Origin of the sequence: Lichenicola cladoniae, assembly GCF_013201075.1 — a bacterium.
In the GTDB taxonomy this organism is placed as follows: domain Bacteria; phylum Pseudomonadota; class Alphaproteobacteria; order Acetobacterales; family Acetobacteraceae; genus Lichenicola; species Lichenicola cladoniae.
On sequence record NZ_CP053708.1, the window covers coordinates 3,799,844 to 3,819,395 of the forward strand.

Annotated in this window: 15 protein-coding genes; 8 read left to right on the plus strand and 7 right to left on the minus strand. The window is 66.2% G+C overall.

Annotated features, from left to right (window positions below; genetic code table 11):
- Window positions 1-59 precede the first annotated feature (59 nt).
- Window positions 60-1,100: a cysteine synthase A gene (gene cysK, locus HN018_RS17200; RefSeq protein ID WP_171832930.1), complete on the minus strand. Its 1,041-nt coding sequence runs from the start codon at window positions 1,098-1,100 to the stop codon at window positions 60-62.
- Between the two features lie 131 nt (window positions 1,101-1,231).
- Between cysK and HN018_RS17205 the strand changes: the two genes are divergently transcribed.
- From HN018_RS17205 to HN018_RS17215, 3 genes are all read left to right on the plus strand, one after another.
- Window positions 1,232-1,681, plus strand: coding sequence for an RrF2 family transcriptional regulator (locus tag HN018_RS17205; protein ID WP_171832929.1), 450 nt, complete (start codon window positions 1,232-1,234; stop codon window positions 1,679-1,681).
- 172 nt (window positions 1,682-1,853) lie between these two features.
- Entirely contained in the window at window positions 1,854-2,492 is a 639-nt protein-coding gene (locus tag HN018_RS17210; protein ID WP_171832928.1) for a peroxiredoxin, read from the plus strand.
- Window positions 2,493-2,556: 64 nt separating this feature from the next.
- Window positions 2,557-4,284 (plus strand): NADPH-dependent assimilatory sulfite reductase hemoprotein subunit, encoded by a 1,728-nt coding sequence (locus HN018_RS17215; RefSeq protein WP_239478779.1) that lies wholly within the window; start codon window positions 2,557-2,559, stop codon window positions 4,282-4,284.
- A 50-nt stretch (window positions 4,285-4,334) separates the two neighbouring features.
- Here HN018_RS17215 and HN018_RS17220 read toward each other — a convergent pair whose 3' ends face one another.
- The gene (locus HN018_RS17220; RefSeq protein WP_239478780.1) at window positions 4,335-4,862 is read right to left on the minus strand and encodes a hypothetical protein; all 528 of its coding nucleotides are present in this window, start codon (window positions 4,860-4,862) and stop codon (window positions 4,335-4,337) included.
- Window positions 4,863-5,264: 402 nt separating this feature from the next.
- Between HN018_RS17220 and HN018_RS17225 the strand changes: the two genes are divergently transcribed.
- Window positions 5,265-5,843, plus strand: a complete 579-nt coding sequence (locus tag HN018_RS17225) for a hypothetical protein (protein WP_408886725.1) — start codon at window positions 5,265-5,267, stop codon at window positions 5,841-5,843.
- Window positions 5,844-5,957: 114 nt separating this feature from the next.
- Here HN018_RS17225 and HN018_RS17230 read toward each other — a convergent pair whose 3' ends face one another.
- Window positions 5,958-7,328, minus strand: coding sequence for an efflux RND transporter periplasmic adaptor subunit (locus tag HN018_RS17230; RefSeq protein ID WP_171832926.1), 1,371 nt, complete (start codon window positions 7,326-7,328; stop codon window positions 5,958-5,960).
- Window positions 7,325-10,534 (minus strand): efflux RND transporter permease subunit, encoded by a 3,210-nt coding sequence (locus tag HN018_RS17235; RefSeq protein WP_171832925.1) that lies wholly within the window; start codon window positions 10,532-10,534, stop codon window positions 7,325-7,327. The genes HN018_RS17230 and HN018_RS17235 overlap by 4 nt, the downstream gene beginning before the upstream one ends.
- A 167-nt stretch (window positions 10,535-10,701) precedes the next feature.
- Here HN018_RS17235 and parE point away from each other — a divergent pair, with 167 nt between their 5' ends.
- Window positions 10,702-12,765 (plus strand): DNA topoisomerase IV subunit B, encoded by a 2,064-nt coding sequence (gene parE, locus HN018_RS17240; RefSeq protein WP_171832924.1) that lies wholly within the window; start codon window positions 10,702-10,704, stop codon window positions 12,763-12,765.
- A 194-nt stretch (window positions 12,766-12,959) separates the two neighbouring features.
- Window positions 12,960-13,556, plus strand: coding sequence for a hypothetical protein (locus tag HN018_RS17245; protein WP_171832923.1), 597 nt, complete (start codon window positions 12,960-12,962; stop codon window positions 13,554-13,556).
- Window positions 13,557-13,806: 250 nt separating this feature from the next.
- On the opposite strand, the gene HN018_RS17250 is transcribed toward HN018_RS17245, so the two are convergent.
- Together HN018_RS17250 and HN018_RS17255 are read right to left on the minus strand one after the other, a co-directional pair.
- Window positions 13,807-15,108: a cytochrome P450 gene (locus HN018_RS17250; RefSeq protein WP_204259562.1), complete on the minus strand. Its 1,302-nt coding sequence runs from the start codon at window positions 15,106-15,108 to the stop codon at window positions 13,807-13,809.
- 181 nt (window positions 15,109-15,289) lie between these two features.
- Entirely contained in the window at window positions 15,290-16,807 is a 1,518-nt protein-coding gene (locus tag HN018_RS17255) for a complex I subunit 4 family protein (protein ID WP_171832921.1), read from the minus strand.
- Between the two features lie 102 nt (window positions 16,808-16,909).
- On the opposite strand from HN018_RS17255, the gene vapB reads away from it, so the two are divergent.
- Entirely contained in the window at window positions 16,910-17,197 is a 288-nt protein-coding gene (gene vapB, locus HN018_RS17260; RefSeq protein ID WP_275434130.1) for a type II toxin-antitoxin system VapB family antitoxin, read from the plus strand.
- A 9-nt stretch (window positions 17,198-17,206) separates the two neighbouring features.
- Entirely contained in the window at window positions 17,207-17,617 is a 411-nt protein-coding gene (gene vapC / locus HN018_RS17265) for a tRNA(fMet)-specific endonuclease VapC (protein WP_171832920.1), read from the plus strand.
- 2 nt (window positions 17,618-17,619) lie between these two features.
- Here vapC and mutL read toward each other — a convergent pair whose 3' ends face one another.
- Window positions 17,620-19,455: a DNA mismatch repair endonuclease MutL gene (gene mutL / locus HN018_RS17270; protein ID WP_171832919.1), complete on the minus strand. Its 1,836-nt coding sequence runs from the start codon at window positions 19,453-19,455 to the stop codon at window positions 17,620-17,622.
- Window positions 19,456-19,552: the final 97 nt, after the last annotated feature.

The window sequence follows — 19,552 nt, forward strand, 5'->3', positions numbered from 1 at the left end:
TCCCGGAGCACACGGGAACCGCGTCGGCTCGCCGGCACAGTGCGTTATCGGCCGGTCTCTCAGCCGAGGCCGGCGAAGAGGGAGGTCGACAGATATCTCTCTGCAAACGAGGGGATGATCACCACGATCTGCTTGCCGGCATGCTCGGGACGGTGGGCAAGGGTGAGTGCAGCGTGCAGAGCCGCGCCGGAAGAAATACCGATCGGCAAGCCCTCCATCCGGGCGCAGCGCCGCGCGGCGGCAATCGCCTCACGCTCCGACACGGTCAGCACGCCATCCAGAACGTCCAACTCGAGCACGCCCGGGCAGAAGCCGGGCCCGATGCCCTGGATCCCGTGCGGCCCCGGCTCGTCGCCGTTCAGCACCGCACTCTCCGACGGCTCGACGCCGTAGACCTTCAGGCCAGGCTTGCGCGGCTTGAGGGCGCGGGCAATGCCGGTGACGGTGCCCCCGGTGCCGATGCCGGCCACGACCATGTCCACGCCACCTTCGGTATCGGCCCAGATCTCCTCGGCCGTAGTGCGGGCGTGGATGTCGGGATTGGACGGGTTGTCGAACTGGCGCGGCATCCAGGCATCCGGCGTACTGGCCAGGATCTCCTTGGCGCGGGCGATCGCGCCGGCCATGCCGAGCCGCGACGGGGTAAGCTCCAGCTGCACGTCCATCAGCCGCAGCATCTTGCGTCGCTCGACCGAGGCACCTTCCGGCATGGTGACGATCAGCCGGTAGCCGCGCGAAGCCGCGACGAACGCCAGCGCGATGCCGGTATTGCCGGAGGTGGGTTCGACCAGGACGGTGCGGCCGGGGGTGATGGTGCCGGCCCATTCGGCTTCCAGCAGCATCGAGGCGCCGATCCGGTCCTTGACCGAGCCGAGCGGATTGAAGAACTCCAGCTTCAGCATGACGTCGCCGACCAGTTCGTCTTCCTTGGTCAGGCGGGGCAGCCTGACCAGAGGCGTGCCGCCGATCGTCTCGACGATGCTGTCGTAGATCCGGCGACGTGGTGCGGCAAAGCCGGAGAAGCCCGGGCCTTGCTCGACAGGGCCGGGATCCCGGAGTTTCGCGCTGGAAGTGGTCGAAAGCCGTTCGGTGCGTGCCATACGGTGATTATAGCACCGATCTGCGGCGTGGATAAGCGACGAAGCCCATGATATACTAGAGGCCACGCAGCCGGTTGCGAGTCTTCGTCGACGTCGCACTGCCTGCTGCCATCGTACGATCGGGGACGGAGATGCTGCTACGGCGCGACAGGGCGATGATTGCAGTGTTGATCATGCTGGATGTTGCTTTCCACGCCGGCCGCGCCGGCACGGTCAGTGCGGCAGATATCGCCGAACGTGCGGGTCTCGCCCGCCGGGGCATCGAGCCCTTGCTGCAGACGCTATCCCGTTCATCGCTGCTGGAAAGCGTCCGCGGGCCGCGCGGCGGCTACCGGCTCGGCCGCCCGCGCCGCGATATCCGCCTGTCGGAAGTGATCGAGACCGCGGTGTCCGACGATGCCGGCAGTGAGGATGGCCCAATCGGCGAGCTGTTCGCCCGGGTCGTGGAGCCGAGCTGGAAGCAGCTCGACGACGGCCTCAGAACGCAGCTGCATGACCTCACGCTTGATGATCTGGTTCGTCGCGCCGAGGGCGCCGGATTGAGACGCCCCCTGGCAGAGCCGATCAGCTTCTCCATATAGGGTTTAAGGCTGCATCAGAAGCGAACCACTGCCCTGCGGCGTGGTCCGTTTGACCTGCGCCGCGTGGTCGTTTTAATCGCACGTATGGCCGAGCGGCATGTAGGCCCCGAGACCTCGCCGCCCCTTGCGTGGCCGCGGATATATTGATCGACGGCGCCCAAGGAACAGCATCATGACGATCCAACTGGGCCAGATTGCCCCCGATTTCGAGCAGGACACCACCCTGGGACGGATACGTTTCCACGAGTGGCTTGGCGATAGCTGGGGCGTGCTGTTCAGTCATCCGAAGGATTTCACCCCGGTTTGCACCACCGAGCTGGGCATGGTCGCACGGTTGGGACCGGAATGGGTGAAGCGGAACGTCAAGGTGATCGGCCTGTCGGTCGATCCGCTCGAGAGCCATCACGCCTGGGAGAAGGACATCGAGGAGACCCAGGGCCACGGGGTCGACTTCCCGATGATCGCCGATCCGGACCGCATCGTGTCGACGCTCTATGGGATGGTGCATCCGCTGGCCGATGCGAGCCTGACCGTCCGCACGGTGTTCGTGATCGACCCGAACAAGAAGGTCCGGCTCAGCCTCACCTATCCGCCATCAGCCGGCCGCAACTTCGATGAAGTGCTGCGGGTGATCGACAGCCTGCAACTCACCGACGCTCACAAGGTGACCACGCCGGCAAACTGGCAGTCTGGCGATGACGTGATCATTGCCCCGAGCGTCGATGACGAAACCGCCAAGGGCATGTTTCCCGCTGGATGGAAGACGCTGAAACCCTATCTACGCATGGTCAAGCAGCCAATCGACCGATAGCCACTCGACATTCTCCGACGCCGGGATCCCGTTCCCGGCTCTCCGCCCAGTCAGGATCACCGTTTTGCCCGACCAGATCATCGCAGCACCGAAGAAGCTCTCCGGCGTCGAGACGCTCAAGGAGAGCAGCCATGGCCTGCGCGGTCGCCTGGCTGAGGAGCTTGCGGAAGGCGGCATCCAGGTCAGCGAGGATGCCTACAACCTGCTGAAGTTCCATGGCAGCTACGAGCAGTTCGACCGCGACACGGCCACCGCGCTCAAGCAGCAGAAGCTGGAGAAGGAATACCAGTTCATGGTGCGCGTGCGCATGCCCGGCGGCATGCTCACCGCGGCTCAGTATCTCGGGCTGGACCGGCTGGCGGACGACCACGCCAACGGCACGCTGCGCATCACTACCCGCCAGGGCATCCAGTTCCACGGTATCGTCAAGGGCGAGCTAAAGCCCTCGATCGCGGCGATCAACCACACCTTGCTGACCACGCTGTGTGCGTGCGGCGACGTGGTGCGCAACCTGATGACGACCTCGGCGCCGCACAGCGATGCGCGCCATCGGCGGCTGCGCGACGACGCGCACATGCTGTCGACTGCCCTGCTTCCCAAGAGCCGCAGCTACTACGAGATCTTTCTCGACGAGCAGCCGGTTGCCGGCACCGACGAGACCGAAACGCTGTACGGCGAGACCTACCTGCCGCGAAAGTTCAAGATCGGACTGGCGGTTCCCGACGACAACAGCGCCGACGTGCTCGCCAACGACCTCGCGGTGATCGCGCTGTTCGAGCCGGATGCCGAGGGCAACGATGTCCTCCTCGGCTACAATATCGCGGTCGGCGGCGGGCTCGGCATGACCCACAACCGTGCCAACACCTTCCCGCGGCTGGCGACGCCGATCTGCTTCGTGGGTCCTGACCGGTTGCTGGCGATCGTCGAGGCGGTGATCCGTCTGCAGCGCGACCATGGCGACCGCACCGATCGCCGGCGTGCCCGCCTGAAATACGTGGTCGAGGATAACGGGCTGGTGTGGGTGAAACAGACCCTTGACGGCTATTACGGCGGCGACCTCGAAGGTCCGCGGCCGATGCCGAAGCTGCATATTCCCGAGCTGCTCGGCTGGCATGACCAGGGCGACGGGAGATGGTGGCTCGGCGTTCCGGTATCCTCCGGCCGCATCCAGGATACCCCGACAGTTACGCTGCGGACGGCATTGCGGCGCGTGGTCGAGCAGTTCGGCGTGGATCCGATCATGACCGCGCAGCAGGATATCCTGCTGTCCAACATCCAGCCGGGCGACCGCGCGGCGATCGACGCGCTGCTGGCCGAGCATGGCGTGGTGCCGGCGACTGCGCTGTCGACCTTCTCGCGGTTCGCACTGGCCTGTCCGGCGCTGCCGACCTGCGGACTGGCCCTGACCGAGGCGGAACGGGTGCGCGAGCCGATCGTCGAGAGCCTGGAGACGCTGCTACGCAGGCACGATCTGCAGGATCGCCGCATCAGCCTGCGCATCACCGGCTGCCCGAACGGCTGTGCGCGGTCCTACTCCGGCGATATTGGGCTGGTCGGGCGGATACCCGGTCACTACGCGATCTATGTCGGCGGTGATTTCGACGGTCAGACGCTGTCGTTCCGGCTGCTGGAGCGGGTGCCGGAAGCGAGGCTGGGCGAGAAGTTCGGCCCGTTGTTCGAGGCCTGGGCGCTGCAGGGTCAGCCGGACGAGGGGTTCGGCGAGTTCTGCACCAGGCTCGGCCGGGACGCGCTGCTGGCGCTGACCGGTGACCAGGAGCAAAGCGCCGCCTGATCCGGTCCACGAAAGGCCCCCGGCGTGTTCCGCCGGGGGCGTGATCCGGTCTAGGACGAGCTGGCCTTCTTGTGCTTCGTCCGGGTTGAGTGGGTCGACTTGCTGCTTCTGTGCGAGCTTTTCGAAGGCGTGGCGACATAGGGAGCCGGCGGCGGCGGCGGAAGCACGACGCCGGTCGCGTCCGCGAGTGCAGCAACCTGCAACGCCACGCGCGCATGGCCGGCGGTCGGGATGAGACTGACGGTGAAACCGTCCGGACCTGCGTAGGCAGTGGTCGCGGTATAATTCACCAGGGTCTGGTTGTTGTAATTATAGATGAACGCCTTGCCGTGCGCCGGCAGCGTCTGCAGCAGGAACGAGGCATAGGCGGTGCCATCCGGCTGCGATAGCGCGACGGTGCAGAGGCCATCGTCGGATCGCACGCTCATCTTCGCGCTACGCCCGGTCGGCCCGTTCACGATGGGGCTCACCGTGCAGACGGCGGACTGCTTCAGGTAGCCGAACGGATTCGGCGCAATGGCCGCGGCCGGCGCCGGCAATGGTTTCTGTGCACATCCGGTGATCAGGATGCCAGTCATCAACAGGGATGCAGCAGCTCGCACGTGCACTCGTCAGCTCCGAATTCTGGCAGCCCGCGACACGTGCGGGGGACAGTGCCATAAGCCAAAACCGAACGCGGCGGAAGACCGGGAAACGTTATCGAAAATTTGCGACTCGGGGCGTTTTTGCGATGCTTGCCGGATGAGGGGCGGAGCGGTAAACCACCTCCGCTGCAAGATCGAAATGGTTTTCTGGACGTATCTCGTAGTGAATCAGCGCTTGCGGTGCAACTCCGCCACACTGGTCCCGGTCTTTGCCGTTGTGGCAGGGATAATGCTTGCAGAACCGTCGTTTACGGCGTCATCCTCGCTTTATAGTTGAGGGAGGCCGTTGCTTCCCGCAGCACCTTCCTTGCCGCATGGCCCGGTCCGGAGAACACCATGTCTTTCCCTGTAGGGCGTATCGCGATGACGCCAAAATGTTCGCGGATACGGCAGTTGGGTCGCGCGACCATGGCCGGGGTGGTGGCGACCCTGCTAAGTAGCCAGGCGTTCGCAGCCGGCCAGTGCGGCATGTCGTCCGCCAGGCAGGCATTCGATGTGCAGGGCCTCAAGAGCGAGCTGATGGTCACCGCCCTCTCCTGCAACGTCCAGGATCGCTACAACGCGTTCGTCGAAAAATTCCGGCCGGACCTGACGGCACAGGAAGTGGCGCTGAACAGCTATTTCCGCACGACCTATGGTCGCGGCGCCCAGACCGCGCATGACGACTACATCACCCAGCTCGCTAATGCGCAGTCGGAGCGAGGCCTGAAGGCCGGCGTGGCGTTCTGCCAGCAGCGGGTGAGCATGTTCGACGAGGTCGCGGTGCTCGAAAATGCGACGGATCTCGGCGGCTATGCCGAGGCCAAGGACATCGTCCAGCCTGCCAGCTACGAGACCTGCGCCGCGCCGAGCTCGCTCAACCATCCGGCCCGCGTTCGTCATATTCGCGCCGTCAGAAGCAGCCACAAGGGCTGATCGATCTTCCCAGGGGTGGGGGTTTGTGGGGGGACCATGCGGTGACGCGTGGTCCCCCTTTCTGTTTTCCGGCCACCGGCACCGGACCGGCCAGAATGATGAATCGGGTCGTCCCTAGCCGGACGCCTGTTTACCTTCCTTCTTCTCCGGCAGCACGTGAACCTTCTGGCCTTCGGAGAGGTCGGTCGGCGGATTGACGATAACCTTCTCCGTGCCGTCCAGGCCTTCGCGGAGTTCGGCTTCGGTGCCGGTGTCGCGGGCGATGCTGATCGTGCGCATCGCCACCTTGCTGTCCTGGCCGACCACCGCGACGTGCAGGCCCGAGGCGTCGAAAATCAGCGCGGCATCCGGAACGACAACCACCGGCGCCGGGCGCGTCACGTCGAACGCCACCGTCACGAACAGGCCGGGCGTGAGATGGCCATCGCGATTGTCGATATCGACCTCGACCAGCATCGAGCGGGAGTTCTGCGCCAGCGAGACGGACGACCGCGACACCACCGCCTTGAATACCTGTCCTGGCAGTTCCGGGATCGTGACGTGCGCCGGCAATCCGGCATGGATGCCGGTGAATTGGCTTTGCGGCACATAGACCTGGCAACGCAGCAGGTCCTGCTGGTCGATGTGCAGCAACGCGGTGCCGGTGCTGGAGTCGCTCTGCACCAGGTTGCCGATATCCACATCCCGCTGGGTGATCACGCCGTCGAAAGGCGCCTTGACGTTCTCGAAGCCGGTCAGTGCCACCAGCCGGTCCACGCTGGCCTGCTGGGCCCGCACGTTGGCAACCGCAACGCCGATGCCCGCCTGGGCGGATTTCACGCCGGTGCTGCTGACATTGTAGTTGGTGACCTGCGTGTCGCGGTTCTGCTTGGTATCCCAGCCCTCGCCCGCCAGGATCTGCGACCGGTTGCGATTGACCAGGGCAAGCTTGGTGTTGGCATTGGCCTGGCCGAGGCTGGCCTTCGCCTGCTCCAACTGGGCCTGCATCTGGCCGAGTTGCGCCTGCGCCTGTTCCAGCTGCTGGTCCAGGTCCGGCGACGCGATCACGAGCAGCAGGTCGCCCTTCTTCACGTGGCTGCCGATATCGACCATGCGCTGGGTGACGTAACCGGTCGCACGCGCGAACAGGTCGGCGGACTCGAACGCCGCGGTCTGCCCGGGAAGCGATGTCGCGGTCAGGCTGGATGTCCGATGCGCACTGGCCACCTGCACATCCGGCACCGAGGCCTGGGCATGCTTCAGTGTGTCGGATGCGTCGCTCGACTGGCGCCAATGCACATACACGCCCCAGCCGACCAGCAGCGCCAGCGGTAGCACCACATACAGCGCAAGCCGACGCCGCGGCGGCTTGGGTGGCGGCGCAGGCGGCTCCTGCTCCTGCTTCGGACCGGGCTTCCGGTCCGGATCCTGGCCCTGCTTGCGATCGGTTTCCGGCTTGTTCACGGACGTATGGTGGCCGCCATCGTCGTATTCGCGCGGGCTCATACGTAGTCCTCCGGGCCGCGAACCGGCCCTGTGCGAAACAGGCTGTAGAGGAAGGGCACGAACAGCAGCGTCGAGCAGGTGCCGACGGTGATGCCGCCGATGACGGCACGTGCGAGGGCAGCGTTCTGTTCACCGCCCTGCCCCAGATCGAGTGCCATCGGGATCAGTCCCACCACCATCGCACCGGCCGTCATCAGGACCGGCCTGAGCCGTGCGTCGGCGGCCGCGATCGCACCCTCGATTGCCGAGCACCCGGTTTCCTCGCGATGCTCCCGTGCGAACGTCACCAGCAGAATCGAGTTCGCGGACGCGACCCCCACGCTCATGATCGCCCCCATCAGCGATGCGATCGAGAAGGTGGTGTGGGTGATGAACAGGCTGAGCACGATGCCGCAGAACACCAGCGGCAGCGCGCACAGCACCACGAACGGGTCGCCCCAGTCCTGGTAGTTCAGCACCATCAGCAGGTAGACGGCGACCACCGCCACGAACAGCCCGATCTCGATATGCGAGAAGGCGCTGTTCATGCTCTCGATCTGCCCGCGCACGATGATCTTGTCGGGCGCCTGCAGGTGCTTCTGCTCCTCCTTGACGATGCGGTTGATGGCGCGTGCCGCCGAACCGAGGTCGGTATCCTGGACCGCGGCATAGACGTCGAAGGTCGGCTCGGTGTTGACGTGGCTCAGCACCGACTGCTCGATCCCGCGGTGGAAGGTGGCGACATTGCTCAGCAGGCTGACCGGCTGCGGGCCGTTGACGCCGCCATCGCCGGTGACCAGGGGCGTGTTGGCGATCTGGGCCAGGTTGTCGAGCCGATATTCGGGCGTCTGCACGGTGAGCTGCCAGGGAATTCCCGTCTTGGGGTCGGTCCAGAAGTTGGGGGCGACCTGGAAGCTGCCCGACAGTGAGATGTTGAGCTGGTTGGCAATCTGCTGCTCGGTCAGCCCAAGTTCGGACGCGCGCTGCCGGTCGATCTCGGCCAGGAACTCGGGCGCATCCACGACCTGCTGCAGATGCACGTCGACCAGACCCGGCAGCGTTTTAAGCCGCCGTTCCAGGGTTCGCGCCATCGCCAGGTCGACCGGACCATGCCGGCCATGCACCTGCACGTCGATCTGCGATGGCACCCCAAAATCGAGGATCTGGGTGATGATGTCGGCTGGCTGGAAGTAGAAGATGGTGTCCGGGAAGCGCTGGTGCAGCAGCACCCGCAACCGCTTGGTGACCTGGCTACCGCTGATTCCGGGCTTGAGGGTCGCCAGGATCTGGCCGTCGGAATAGGACACGAACGTGCCGTCGTTGAAGGCAAGATTATAGTTCACCGAGGGCAGGCCGATATTGTCGAGCACGGTCACCACGTTCGACGCCCCCTTGGAGTCCTGGCCCGCGACTTCGCGCATGGTGTCCTCGACCCGGCTGAACAGCTTCGCCGCCTCCTCGATCCGGGTTCCGGACCTGGCGCGAACATGCAGGGTAATCTGGCCGCTCTCGATCGCCGGGAAATAGTCCTCGCCGAGAAACGGGAACAGGCAGCCGCACACCACCAGCACGACGCCCACCACCGCGCCGGTGAGCACGCGGCGCTCCAGGACGACATGGAGCAGGCCAAGATAGCGGCTGTGGAACCGGCCGAAGCCGCGCTCGAAGCCGGCATGGATGCGGCTGAACAGGCCGGGCTTGCTTCTGTCCTGGTCCGGCTTCTCCTTCTCCTCTTCCCGGCGCTTGTGCTCGGGCGCCACCAGCACGTCGATCAGGATCGGCACCAGGGTGCGTGAGAGCACGTAGGAGGCGAGCATGGCGAACACCACCGCCAACGCCTGCGGGGTGAAGATGTATTTTGGCGCGCCGACCAGGAACAGCACCGACACGAACGCCGAGCAGATCGACAGGGTCGAGATGAGCGTCGGCTTGGCGATGGCCGAAGCGCCCTCGACCACGCTCTCGCGGAAACCCTTTCCGGTTTCCATCACCCGGTAGGTATTCTCGATCGCCACCGTCGCGTCATCGACCAGGATGCCGACTGCCAGCGCCAGCCCGCCCAGGGTCATGACGTTCATGGTCTCGCCCATCGCCGCCAGCACCGCGAGCGAGCTCAGCACCGCCAGCGGGATCGACACCAGCACCACCAGGGTCGCCCGCCACGATCCCAGGAACAGCAGGATCATCAGCCCGGTCAGCGCCGCCGCGATCAGGCCTTCCTCGGCCACGTCCCTGATCGCCTCGGAGACGAACACCGACTGGTCGAACAGCGAGACGATGTGGATGTCCTTGGGCGCCGCCGCGATGATGCCCGGCAGCATCGACTTCACCGTGTTGACGATGTCGATCGTGGAGGTCGAGCCGTTCTTGAGCACCGGCAGCAGCAGGCCGTTCTGGCCGTTCACATGCACCATGTTCTGCTGCGGCGGCCCGCCCGCCCTGGCCCAGCCGATGTCGCGCAACAGGATCGGCGAGCCGTTCACCAGCTTGATCGGGATGGTGTTCAGCGCATCCAGCACCTTGGGCAGGGTGTTCATCCGCATGATGAACTGGGTCTGGCCCAGCTTGGCGAGACCGGACGGCACGGTCAGGCTCTGCGCGTTGACCGCCGTCACCACCTGCATGGGCGTCAGCCCGTAGGCCTGCATCGCATGCGGATCGAGGTCGATCATCACCTGCTCGGGCACGCCGCCGTAGGGCGGCGGCATGGTGGAGCCGGGCGTGGTCTGCAGGGTCGAGCGCAGCCGGAAGCGGACGTAATTATACACGTCGGCCTGGCTTTCGACCTCGGAGGTCGCCGCGATCTGGATCACCGGCACCGAGGATGCCGAGAACCGGATCACGATCGGCGGCTGAATGCCGGGCGGAAGCAGGCCGCGAATGGCGTTGGTCGCCGAACTCACCTGGCTGAGCGCCAGGCTGATATCGATGCCGGGCTGGAAATACACCTTGGTGATGGTGATGCCCTGGAGGGTCGTGCTCTCCATGTCGCGTATGCCCACGACATTGTTGGACAGGGCCAGCTCGTTGTACGAGGTGACCTGGTTCTGCATGTCCGGCGTATCCAGGCCGGTGTAGGTCCATATGATGGTAACAACCGGGATGTTGACGTCGGGCAGCACGTCCTTAGGCATGACGATGGCTGCACCGCCACCGGCGAGCATGATCAGGACCGCCATCACATAGAAGGTGATGCGGTATTTCAGGGCAAACTTGACCAGACCCACAGTCGGCGCTCCCGTCCGGCCACAACGATGGAGCAGGATGTTGCAACACGGCGCGGTGACAACAAGCCAGCAGGCAAACGTATTCGCATCAAAAGGTAACAGCTATATCCATCGGCCTTCGGTCTCGCAGGGTTGACTTGGATGCAGCAGGGGAGTGAGAACCAATCATGAACGACCTGTTCTCACCCGTGCCACGCAAGCCTCGCGGCGGCGCGCAGCCAGCTGCCACGCCGGCGACGCGGAAGCCGGCCGCCGCCCTGCCGTCCGGCACGGGTGCAGCGGACGCCAGCTACTCGGCACGCGATATCGAGGTGCTCGAAGGGCTGGAGCCGGTTCGGCGCCGCCCCGGCATGTATATCGGCGGCACCGACGAGAATGCGCTGCACCACCTGGCGGCCGAGATCATCGACAACGCGATGGACGAGGCCGTCGCCGGCCATGCCACAACCATTGAGGTCTCGCTCGAGGCCGGCAACCGGCTGACCGTGCGCGACAACGGCCGCGGCATCCCGGTCGACGCGCACCCTAAATTCCGCGACCGGTCGGCGCTCGAGGTCATTTTCACCACCCTGCACTCGGGCGGAAAGTTCTCGGGCAAGGCCTACGCGACGTCGGGCGGCCTGCACGGGGTCGGCTCCTCGGTGGTGAATGCGCTGTCGTCGCTGCTCGAGGTGGAGGTGGCGCGGGATCGTGCGGTCTGGCGGCAGTCGTACGAACGCGGCAAGCCGATGGGCAGGCTGGAAAAGGTCGGCGCCACCCAGAACCGGCGCGGCACCCAGATCAGCTTCATCCCGGACACCGAGATCTTCGGGCCGATCATCTTCTCGGCGGCGCGTCTGTACCGCTTCTGCCGGTCCAAGGCGTTCCTGTTCCGCGGCGTCACGATTCGCTGGGAGTGCGAGCCGAGCCTGCTCAAGGGCGCCGACATTCCCGAGGCGGCGGTGCTGCACTTTCCGGGTGGCCTCGCCGACAGCCTGCGCGACGAACTCGACGACAAGGCAACGCTGCTGTTCGACCTCTGGTCGGGCGAGGCCGATCTGCCGGCCAGCCCGGACGGTGCCCAGACCGGGCGCGTCGAGTGGGCACTGGCCTGGCTGGAGTCAGGCGAGGCGGCGCTGGCTTCGTTCTGCAACACCATCCCAACCCCGTTGGGCGGCACCCACGAGACCGGGTTCCGCAACGCGCTGATCAAGGGCCTGCGCAACTGGGGCGAACAGCGGAGCAACAAGCGGGCGCAGCAGGTGACCGCCGAGGATCTGCTCGGCGCCGTCGCGGCCAAGCTGTCGGCGTTCATCCGCGAGCCGCAATTCCAGGGCCAGACCAAGGAGAAGCTGACCAACGTCGAGGCGACCCGTTTGGTCGAGACCGCGCTGCGCGATCGTTTCGACCATTGGCTGGCCGGCCATCCGGCGCAGGCCGACGCGCTGCTGGCGGCGATCATCGAACGCGCCGAGGAGCGGCTGCGGCGCCGCGACCTCAAGGACACCCCGCGCAAGACCGCGACCCGCCGGCTGCGCCTGCCCGGCAAGCTGACCGACTGCACCCGCGAGAATGCCGCGGAGACCGAGATCTTCCTGGTCGAAGGCGACAGCGCCGGCGGTTCGGCCAAGCAGGCGCGCAACCGCGAAACCCAGGCGGTGCTGCCGTTGCGCGGCAAGATCCTGAACGTCGCCAGCGCCTCGGCCGAAAAGCTGCGCGGCAACCAGGAGCTGAAGGACCTGATGGAAGCGCTCGGCTGTGGCCAGGGCGCGCGCTACGAGGAGAGCAAGCTGCGCTACGGGCGCGTCATCATCATGACCGACGCGGACGTGGACGGCGCCCATATCGCCTCGCTGCTGATGACCTTCTTCTATCGGGAGCTTCCCGAGCTGATCCAGGGCGGTCACCTGCATCTGGCACAGCCGCCTCTGTATCGGCTGACCCAGGGGGCGAAGACGGTCTATGCGATGAACGACCGGGATCGCGAGCGGAAGCTCAAAACCGGCTTCAAGGCCGGTACCAAGATCGAGGTCAGCCGGTTCAAGGGCCTGGGCGAGATGCCGCCGGCCGATCTCAAGCGTACCACGATGGACCCGGCGCACCGCACCCTGCTGAAGGTGATCGCGGCCCACGAGGATCGCGAGGCGACCGACGAGCGGGTCGAGAGCCTGATGGGTCGGCGTCCGGAATTGCGGTTCCAGTTCATCCAGGAAAACGCCAACGCGACGTCCGAGGCGCTCCTCGACATCTGATCGCCAGGGTGGCGATCGGGTTTGAGGGGGTTACCGGCCCGGCCAACCCGGACATGCCGCGGGTTCGCAGCGGTCGCCTCGTCGTGGATCACCCACTGCCGACATCCTGACGCCGCGCAGGAAACACCCGCCCGCCACGACATCGCGTCGCCGGGGTGAACACGATCGCGCTTGCATGCTCTAGGATGAGCCGGATGATCTGTCGCACCCTCGCCTCCGTCCTTGCTGCGTCCATCGCGGTTCCGCTGACCGGCTGCATTGCCCGTGGCAACAGCCGGATCACCAACGTCATCCCGGTGCCGCTGCAGGAGGGCGCCAACCTGGTGCCGCACCTGGCCCCGGATGGACGCCAGGGGCTGGTGGTCCAGGCGCGGGAGCCGGATATCGGCCATACCCGCCTGATCATGACCATGCTCCCGCGTGCGGAGGGGATGCGTGGCTGGGACGTGGTCGCGATGGATGCGGCCGATGGCTCGCGCATGCCGACCATCGATAATCGCGGCCGGTCGGTGGTGTTTGCCCGCGCCAAGGTGTCCGGCATCCCAGCCACACTCCTGTTCGTCACCTCCGCCGATACCGCCGACACGGCATCGCCGGGCAGCCCGCATCGGATGCTGATCAGGACCATGCGGCTGCGGACGGATGAGACCTCGGCCCATTTCGAGTCGATCGCCACCGAGACCACGCGTGGTCGCTATTGCAGCTTCACCGACGCGCTGGCCGCGACATACCGGCTGGCCCTGCCGGAGGATGGTGCTGCCGACAGCCGGTGTGATCCGCCGGGTTCGTGAACCGGGCTCGCCCGGCAAACCTATTTCTATCACTTGCGAATCGCGACGGGACGATTGTAGGCTCGGCTTATCGAATTCAACTGAGAGGAGGTGATCCAGTGTCTCATTGCCTGACAAAGGCTCCACGCGGAGCGACCCGGATGGCCCCCTTCTCCATCGAAAAGGCGGTCTGACCGACCCTCTGCAGTGACAAGCCGCAGACAATGCGAAGGCTCCGGGGGAAATCCCCGGAGCCTTTTCATTTTGTGCGCTAGCTACGCCGGTCGGTCAGCCGGAACCGGACGGCACGATCGGGCTGCGTCGTGACCAGGCCGCGTGGCACCACGGTAGACGATCCGGCGAAGCTCAGCCGGAACCGTGCCAGCAGCCGCGCCAGCACCAGGGTTCCTTCGGCGAGCGCGAACTGCGCGCCGACACAGATGCGCGGTCCCGCACCGAACGGCATGTAGACCATCCGGTCCGGCACCGGTGCACCGGCCAGGAACCGGGACGAATCGAAGCGGTCCGGGTCGGTCCAATGACTCTCGTGCCGGTGCAGGATCCAGGGCGAAATAGTGACCACGGTGCCGGGATCGACCTGATGACCGGCGATGGTATCGGCCTCCTTCGCCTGTCGCACGATCAGGTAGGCCGGTGGGTACAGGCGAAGCGCCTCGTCGAGAAAGGCGCGGGTCAGCTTGAGTTTCGGAAGCGCCGAAGCGGCTCCATCCGGTGACAGGTCGAGGGCGCTCGCTTCGGCGGCGATCGCGTCCTGATATTCGGGCAGGCGGGCTGCCGCGTAGCAGGCCCAGAACAGGCTGACGGCGGTGGTCTCGTGCCCGGCCAGGATCAGCGTCGAGACCTCGTCGCGCATCAGCTCATGGCTGAAGCCCTGGCCGGTTTCGGGATCGCGCGCCTGCCTGAGCAGGTCGAACAGGTCGCGTGGCGCATCGTCGGGAACAGCGGCGTCCTGTTCCGTGCGGGCGGCGATGATCCGGTCCATCAGGGCCAGCCAGTCGGCGCGGAAGCTGGCACGGCCACGATCGAGCGGCGTCGTCCAGCCGTCCGGCAACAGCATGTCGAACAGCCCGACCTTGGCGTAGTCGCGGGCGTAGCGGACCAGCAGGCCGCGCAACGCATCGCCGAACCGGCCCATCTCCAGCGAGAACATCGACTGTCCGGCGATATCGAGAGTGAGCCGCTGCAGCACCGGCATCAGCTCGAACGAGCCCGCGCCGCGGGAGGCGAGTTCCTGCTCGGCCGACTGCGTCACCGACACGATGTGGCGGACCAGGATCGGCAGCACGCGGGGTGCCAGGGCCGGCGCGATCACCCGGCGCTGATGCCGCCAGGCCTCGCCCTCGGCCAGGAACAGGCCCTCGCCGAGCACCGGCTGCAGCACCCGGCGGGTCGGCGCGCCGCGCACGTAGTTCTCGTGGTTGCCCAGCAAGACATGCCGGATCGCGGCGGGATCGTTCAGCAGGAGTTGCTTGCTGCCCAGGAACGACCCCGGCAGGATCAGCTCGCGATAGGCCGGCGCCCCCCAGAGCTCGAGCGGATTGCGGCGCAGCACCAGGAAAGATTCCGGCTGGCTGCGAATCCGCGTCGGCAGCGGCGGTTTCGGCAGATGGGCACCGGTGCGAGGGAAGACGGCTCTGGGGAGAGCGGGCCGTGTGGGAGCGAGAAGTGTGTCCTGCATCCCTCACACATGGAGGCCAGGATACCTCGCGGGAAGAGCCGGCCCGGCTTTCGGACTAACCGTGATCGGCGCTTGCACCCGGGGCCACCGGCGCCTGGACGCTCGAGGCGGCGATGGCTGTCACCGCCGGGTCGAACACGCGGGTGAAAGACGAGGGATAGATACCCATCCACAAGGTGATAGCGGCCAGCGGGACCAGCATCGCGATCTCGCGTGGGGTCAGGTCACGGAGCACGCCGGCAAAATCCCCGGCAGCGCCGCGTGCACCGTCAAACATCACCCGTCGATACAGGACCAGCATGTAGACGGCGCCCAGGATCATCGCCAATCCGGACAGCAGCGCCACCCAAAAGCCGACATGGATCGCGCCGATCATAACCAGCAATTCGCCGACGAAGCTTCCGGTGCCGGGCAGGCCGATATTGGCCATGGCGAACAGCATCGCGAGCGCCGCCAGGACCGGCATCCGGCCGGCGATGCCGCCGAAGCCGGTCACCGCATGGGTGCCGGTGCGGCTGGACAGGATCGCCACGATGAAGAACAGGGCGGCGATGATAATGCCGTGCGACAGCATGACGAACACCGCGCCGTCGATGCCGGTGGCGTTCAGGGTGAACAGCCCGACCAGTACCAGACCCATGTGCGAGAACGACGAGTAGGCAATCATCCGCTTCATGTCGGTCTGGGCGAGCGCTACCATCGCGGCATAGATCACCGCCACGATGCCGAGCGCGATCATCAGCGGCGCGTAGCGATGCGACGCATCGGGCAGCATCGAGATCACGAAGCGCAGGAACCCGTAAGCGCCGGCCTTGGCCAGCACGCCGGACAGCATCGCGGTCGCCGCGGACGGTGCCTCGGTATAGGCGTCGGGCAGCCAGCCATGCAGCGGGAACAGCGGCAGCTTCACGCCGAACGCCAGCACCAGGCCCAGGAACATCCAGCCCTGCACGGCGGGTGCGAAATGGGTGTGCAGCAGCACCGGAATGTCGGTGGTGCCGGTGATGTGCCACATCGCCAGCAGCGCCAGCAGCATGAACAGCGAGCCGCCGAAGGTGAACAGGAAGAACTTGATCGACGCGTAGACGCGCTTCGGTCCGCCCCAGATGCCGATCAGCAGCGAGCCTGGGATCAGCGTGGCTTCGTAGAAGACGTAGAACAGGACGAAATCGAGCGACGAGAACAGGCCGATCAGCGTCGTTTCCAGCAGCAGCAGCGCGATCAGGTAGTCGCGGATCCGGCTGAGGCCGGCAGGCCAGCTCGCCAGGATCGAGACCGGGGTGATCGCCGCGGTCAGCACCACGAACAGCAGGCTGATCCCGTCCAGGCCCAGATGATAGGAAATGCCGAAGCCCGGCACCCAGTCGGCATGGTCCTCGAACTGGAAGCCAGGCTGCCTGGGGACGAAGCGTATCCAGAGGATGACCGAGAGCAGCAGCACCAGCAGCGAGGTGCCGAGTGCAACCCAGCGACTCGTTCGCTCGACGAACGCGGCATCGCCGCGGATCGCCAGCATGGCGAGCGCCCCGACGAGGGGGAGGAAGGTGAGAATCGTCAGCAAAGGCAGGTGCACGGATTTTGTCGTCCCGAACGTCAGGCCGGCCGTCCGTGGCACCGGCGAGGCAGGCAATGCATCCTAGGCTGCGTCGCTGCACTGCACCAGAGGCCGTGCCGCATGCCGATGCTTGCTCCGGTCGAGCTAAAAGGATATACAAGTTATATATCCCAAGAGGGCGTTGTTGGAATGCGTACGAAGTTGTTCCTGTCGAACCGCTCGCAGGCCGTTCGCCTGCCGAAAGCCGTTGCTTTCCCCGGCACCGTTACGGAAGTCGCGATCGTTCGAGATGGGGTCCGGCGGATCATCGTGCCGGCCGATGCCACCTGGGATGATTTCTTCGAAGCTGCAGGTGTCGATCTCGGCCCGCGCACGCAACCGGCGCATCAGCAACGCGAGCCGTTCTGAGCCATCGGCATGCTGCGCTACATGCTCGACACCAACCTGTGCATCCGGGTCATCCGTGACCGTCCTGCCTGGTTGCGACCTCGCTTCAACGCCGAGGCAGCAGGATTATGCCTGTCGAGCGTGGTTTTGTATGAACTGCTCTACGGTGCGGAACGATCCGCGCGGCCGGCGGAGACGAGACAGCAGGTCGAACGGTTCGCATCGCGGCTAACCCTGCTGCCGTTCGATGACGAGGCTGCCGCGCACAGCGCGATCATAAGGGCCGAGCTGGAACGGCAAAGTCATGTGATCGGCCCCTATGACCTGATGATCGCAGGCCACGCGCGTAGCCGCGGGCTGGTCGTGGTCACCGGCAACCTCGTCGAATTCCAGTGCGTCGCCGGATTGCGATCCGAGGACTGGCTGCACGAGGCAAGTTGAAATCAGCGCCGGCCGAACATCCGTTCGATCTCGTGCCGGCTGAGCTTCAGGTAGGTAGGGCGGCCGTGGCTGCAGGTGGCGGCGCGCGGGGTGGCTTCCATCTGCCGGAGCAGATGGTCCATCTCCTCGGCGGTCAGGCGGCGCCCGGCGCGAATGCTGCCGTGGCAGGCCATGCGGGCGATCACCGCATCGAGCCGACCGGTGAGCACGCCAGACTCGTCGGGCGTGGCCAGTTCGTCGGCGCCCAGTTCCTCGGCCAAGTCGCGCAACAAAGCTGTCGGATCGGGATTGCCGAGCAGCGCCGGCACCGCCCGCAGCAGCACCGAGCGGCCTCCGAACGATTCGATCTCGATACCGAACGCCGACAGCGTGCCGCTGAACTCCAGCAGCCGCTCGGCATCGCGGACCGGCAGGTCGACCACTTCCGGCAGCAGCAGGCGCTGCGCCTGGATTGCGCCATCCAGATATTGCTGGCGCAGGCTTTCATGCGTCAGGCGTTCATGTGCCGCATGCTGGTCGACCAGTACCAGGCTACCGTCGCCGGCCACCGCGATCACATAGGTATCGAGCACCTGGGCAACCGCGGCGCCGAGCGGATGCGGATCGGGCTCGACCGGCGACGACCGGACCTGGGCCGGTGACTGTGACGGCGCCGCGAACGGCTGGGCTGGAAGCATGCGGGCGGACGGCCCTGCCCCCAGCGCCAGATGCGGCTCGGCGAAACCGGTCGGCATGGCAGGTGCCGTGCGTTCCGGCGGATACCAAATCCCGTGGCCGGGCCGTCGTGGGGTCAGCAGGCCGGACTGCACGCCACCGGTTCCCGCACCGCCCCCGAGCGCCCGCCCGAGGCTGCCGATCACCAGGGAGCGCACCGAGGCCGCATCGGCATAGCGCAGCTCGGTTTTCGCCGGATGCACGTTGACGTCGAGCCGGTCCGCCGGGATGTCGACGAACAGGGCGACCACGGCATGGCGCCCTTGTTCCATGACCTGGCGATAGGCCACGCGGACGGCCGTGCGGAGCACCGGGTCGGCGACCGGGCGGCCATTGACCACGAGATACTGTCCGTTGGCGGTGGCACGATGGACCGCCGGACCGCAGGCAAACCCGGACAGCGTCATCCCGTCGCGTTCGCCTTCGACCGGCAGCAGGCCCTGCGGACCCGCCTGCCCACCCTCGTCCGCCAGCAGGGCGGTGACCCGGGCCTCCCGCGACTGGCCGGGAAGGTCGAGCAGCACCCGGCCATCGATCTGCAGCCGGAACGCGATCCACGGCGCCGCAAGCGCGAGCCGGCGCACGATGGTTTCGGCGTGACCCGCCTCGACCCGCGGACTCTTCAGGAATTTCCGCCGCGCCGGGGTGGCGAAGAACAGGTCCTCGACCAGCACCTGCGTGCCGGGCGGGCCGGAACTGGGTTCGGCGGGATGCAGTATTCCGCCCTCGACCCTCAGCCGCCACGCCTCGCTGGCGATCCCGTCCACCGGCCGCTGCCGCGACGTCAGGCACAGGCGTGCAGCCGCGCCGATGCTGGGCAGCGCCTCGCCGCGGAAACCGAGCGTGGTGATCGACACCAGCGTGTCGTCGGTGAGTTTGGAGGTGCAGTGGCGCTCGACCGCCAGGGCGAGGTCGGTCGCGGACATGCCGCTTCCGTCATCGACCACCTCGATCCGCTCGATCCCGCCGCCGACCAGCGACACCGCGATGCGCGTCGCGCCCGCGTCGATCGCATTCTCGACCAGTTCCTTGACCGCCGCCGCCGGCCGCTCGACCACCTCGCCCGCCGCAATCCGGTTGACCACCCGCTCCGACAAACGACGGATCGGAGACGGGGACATCATTGGCTGGCTGGATTGGCGATCAGTGGCCACTGCTTATCGATCGAGGGTCGCCCGGAAATGGGCTGTGCCGAGCGAGAGCTCCCTCTTCGGGAGCGCC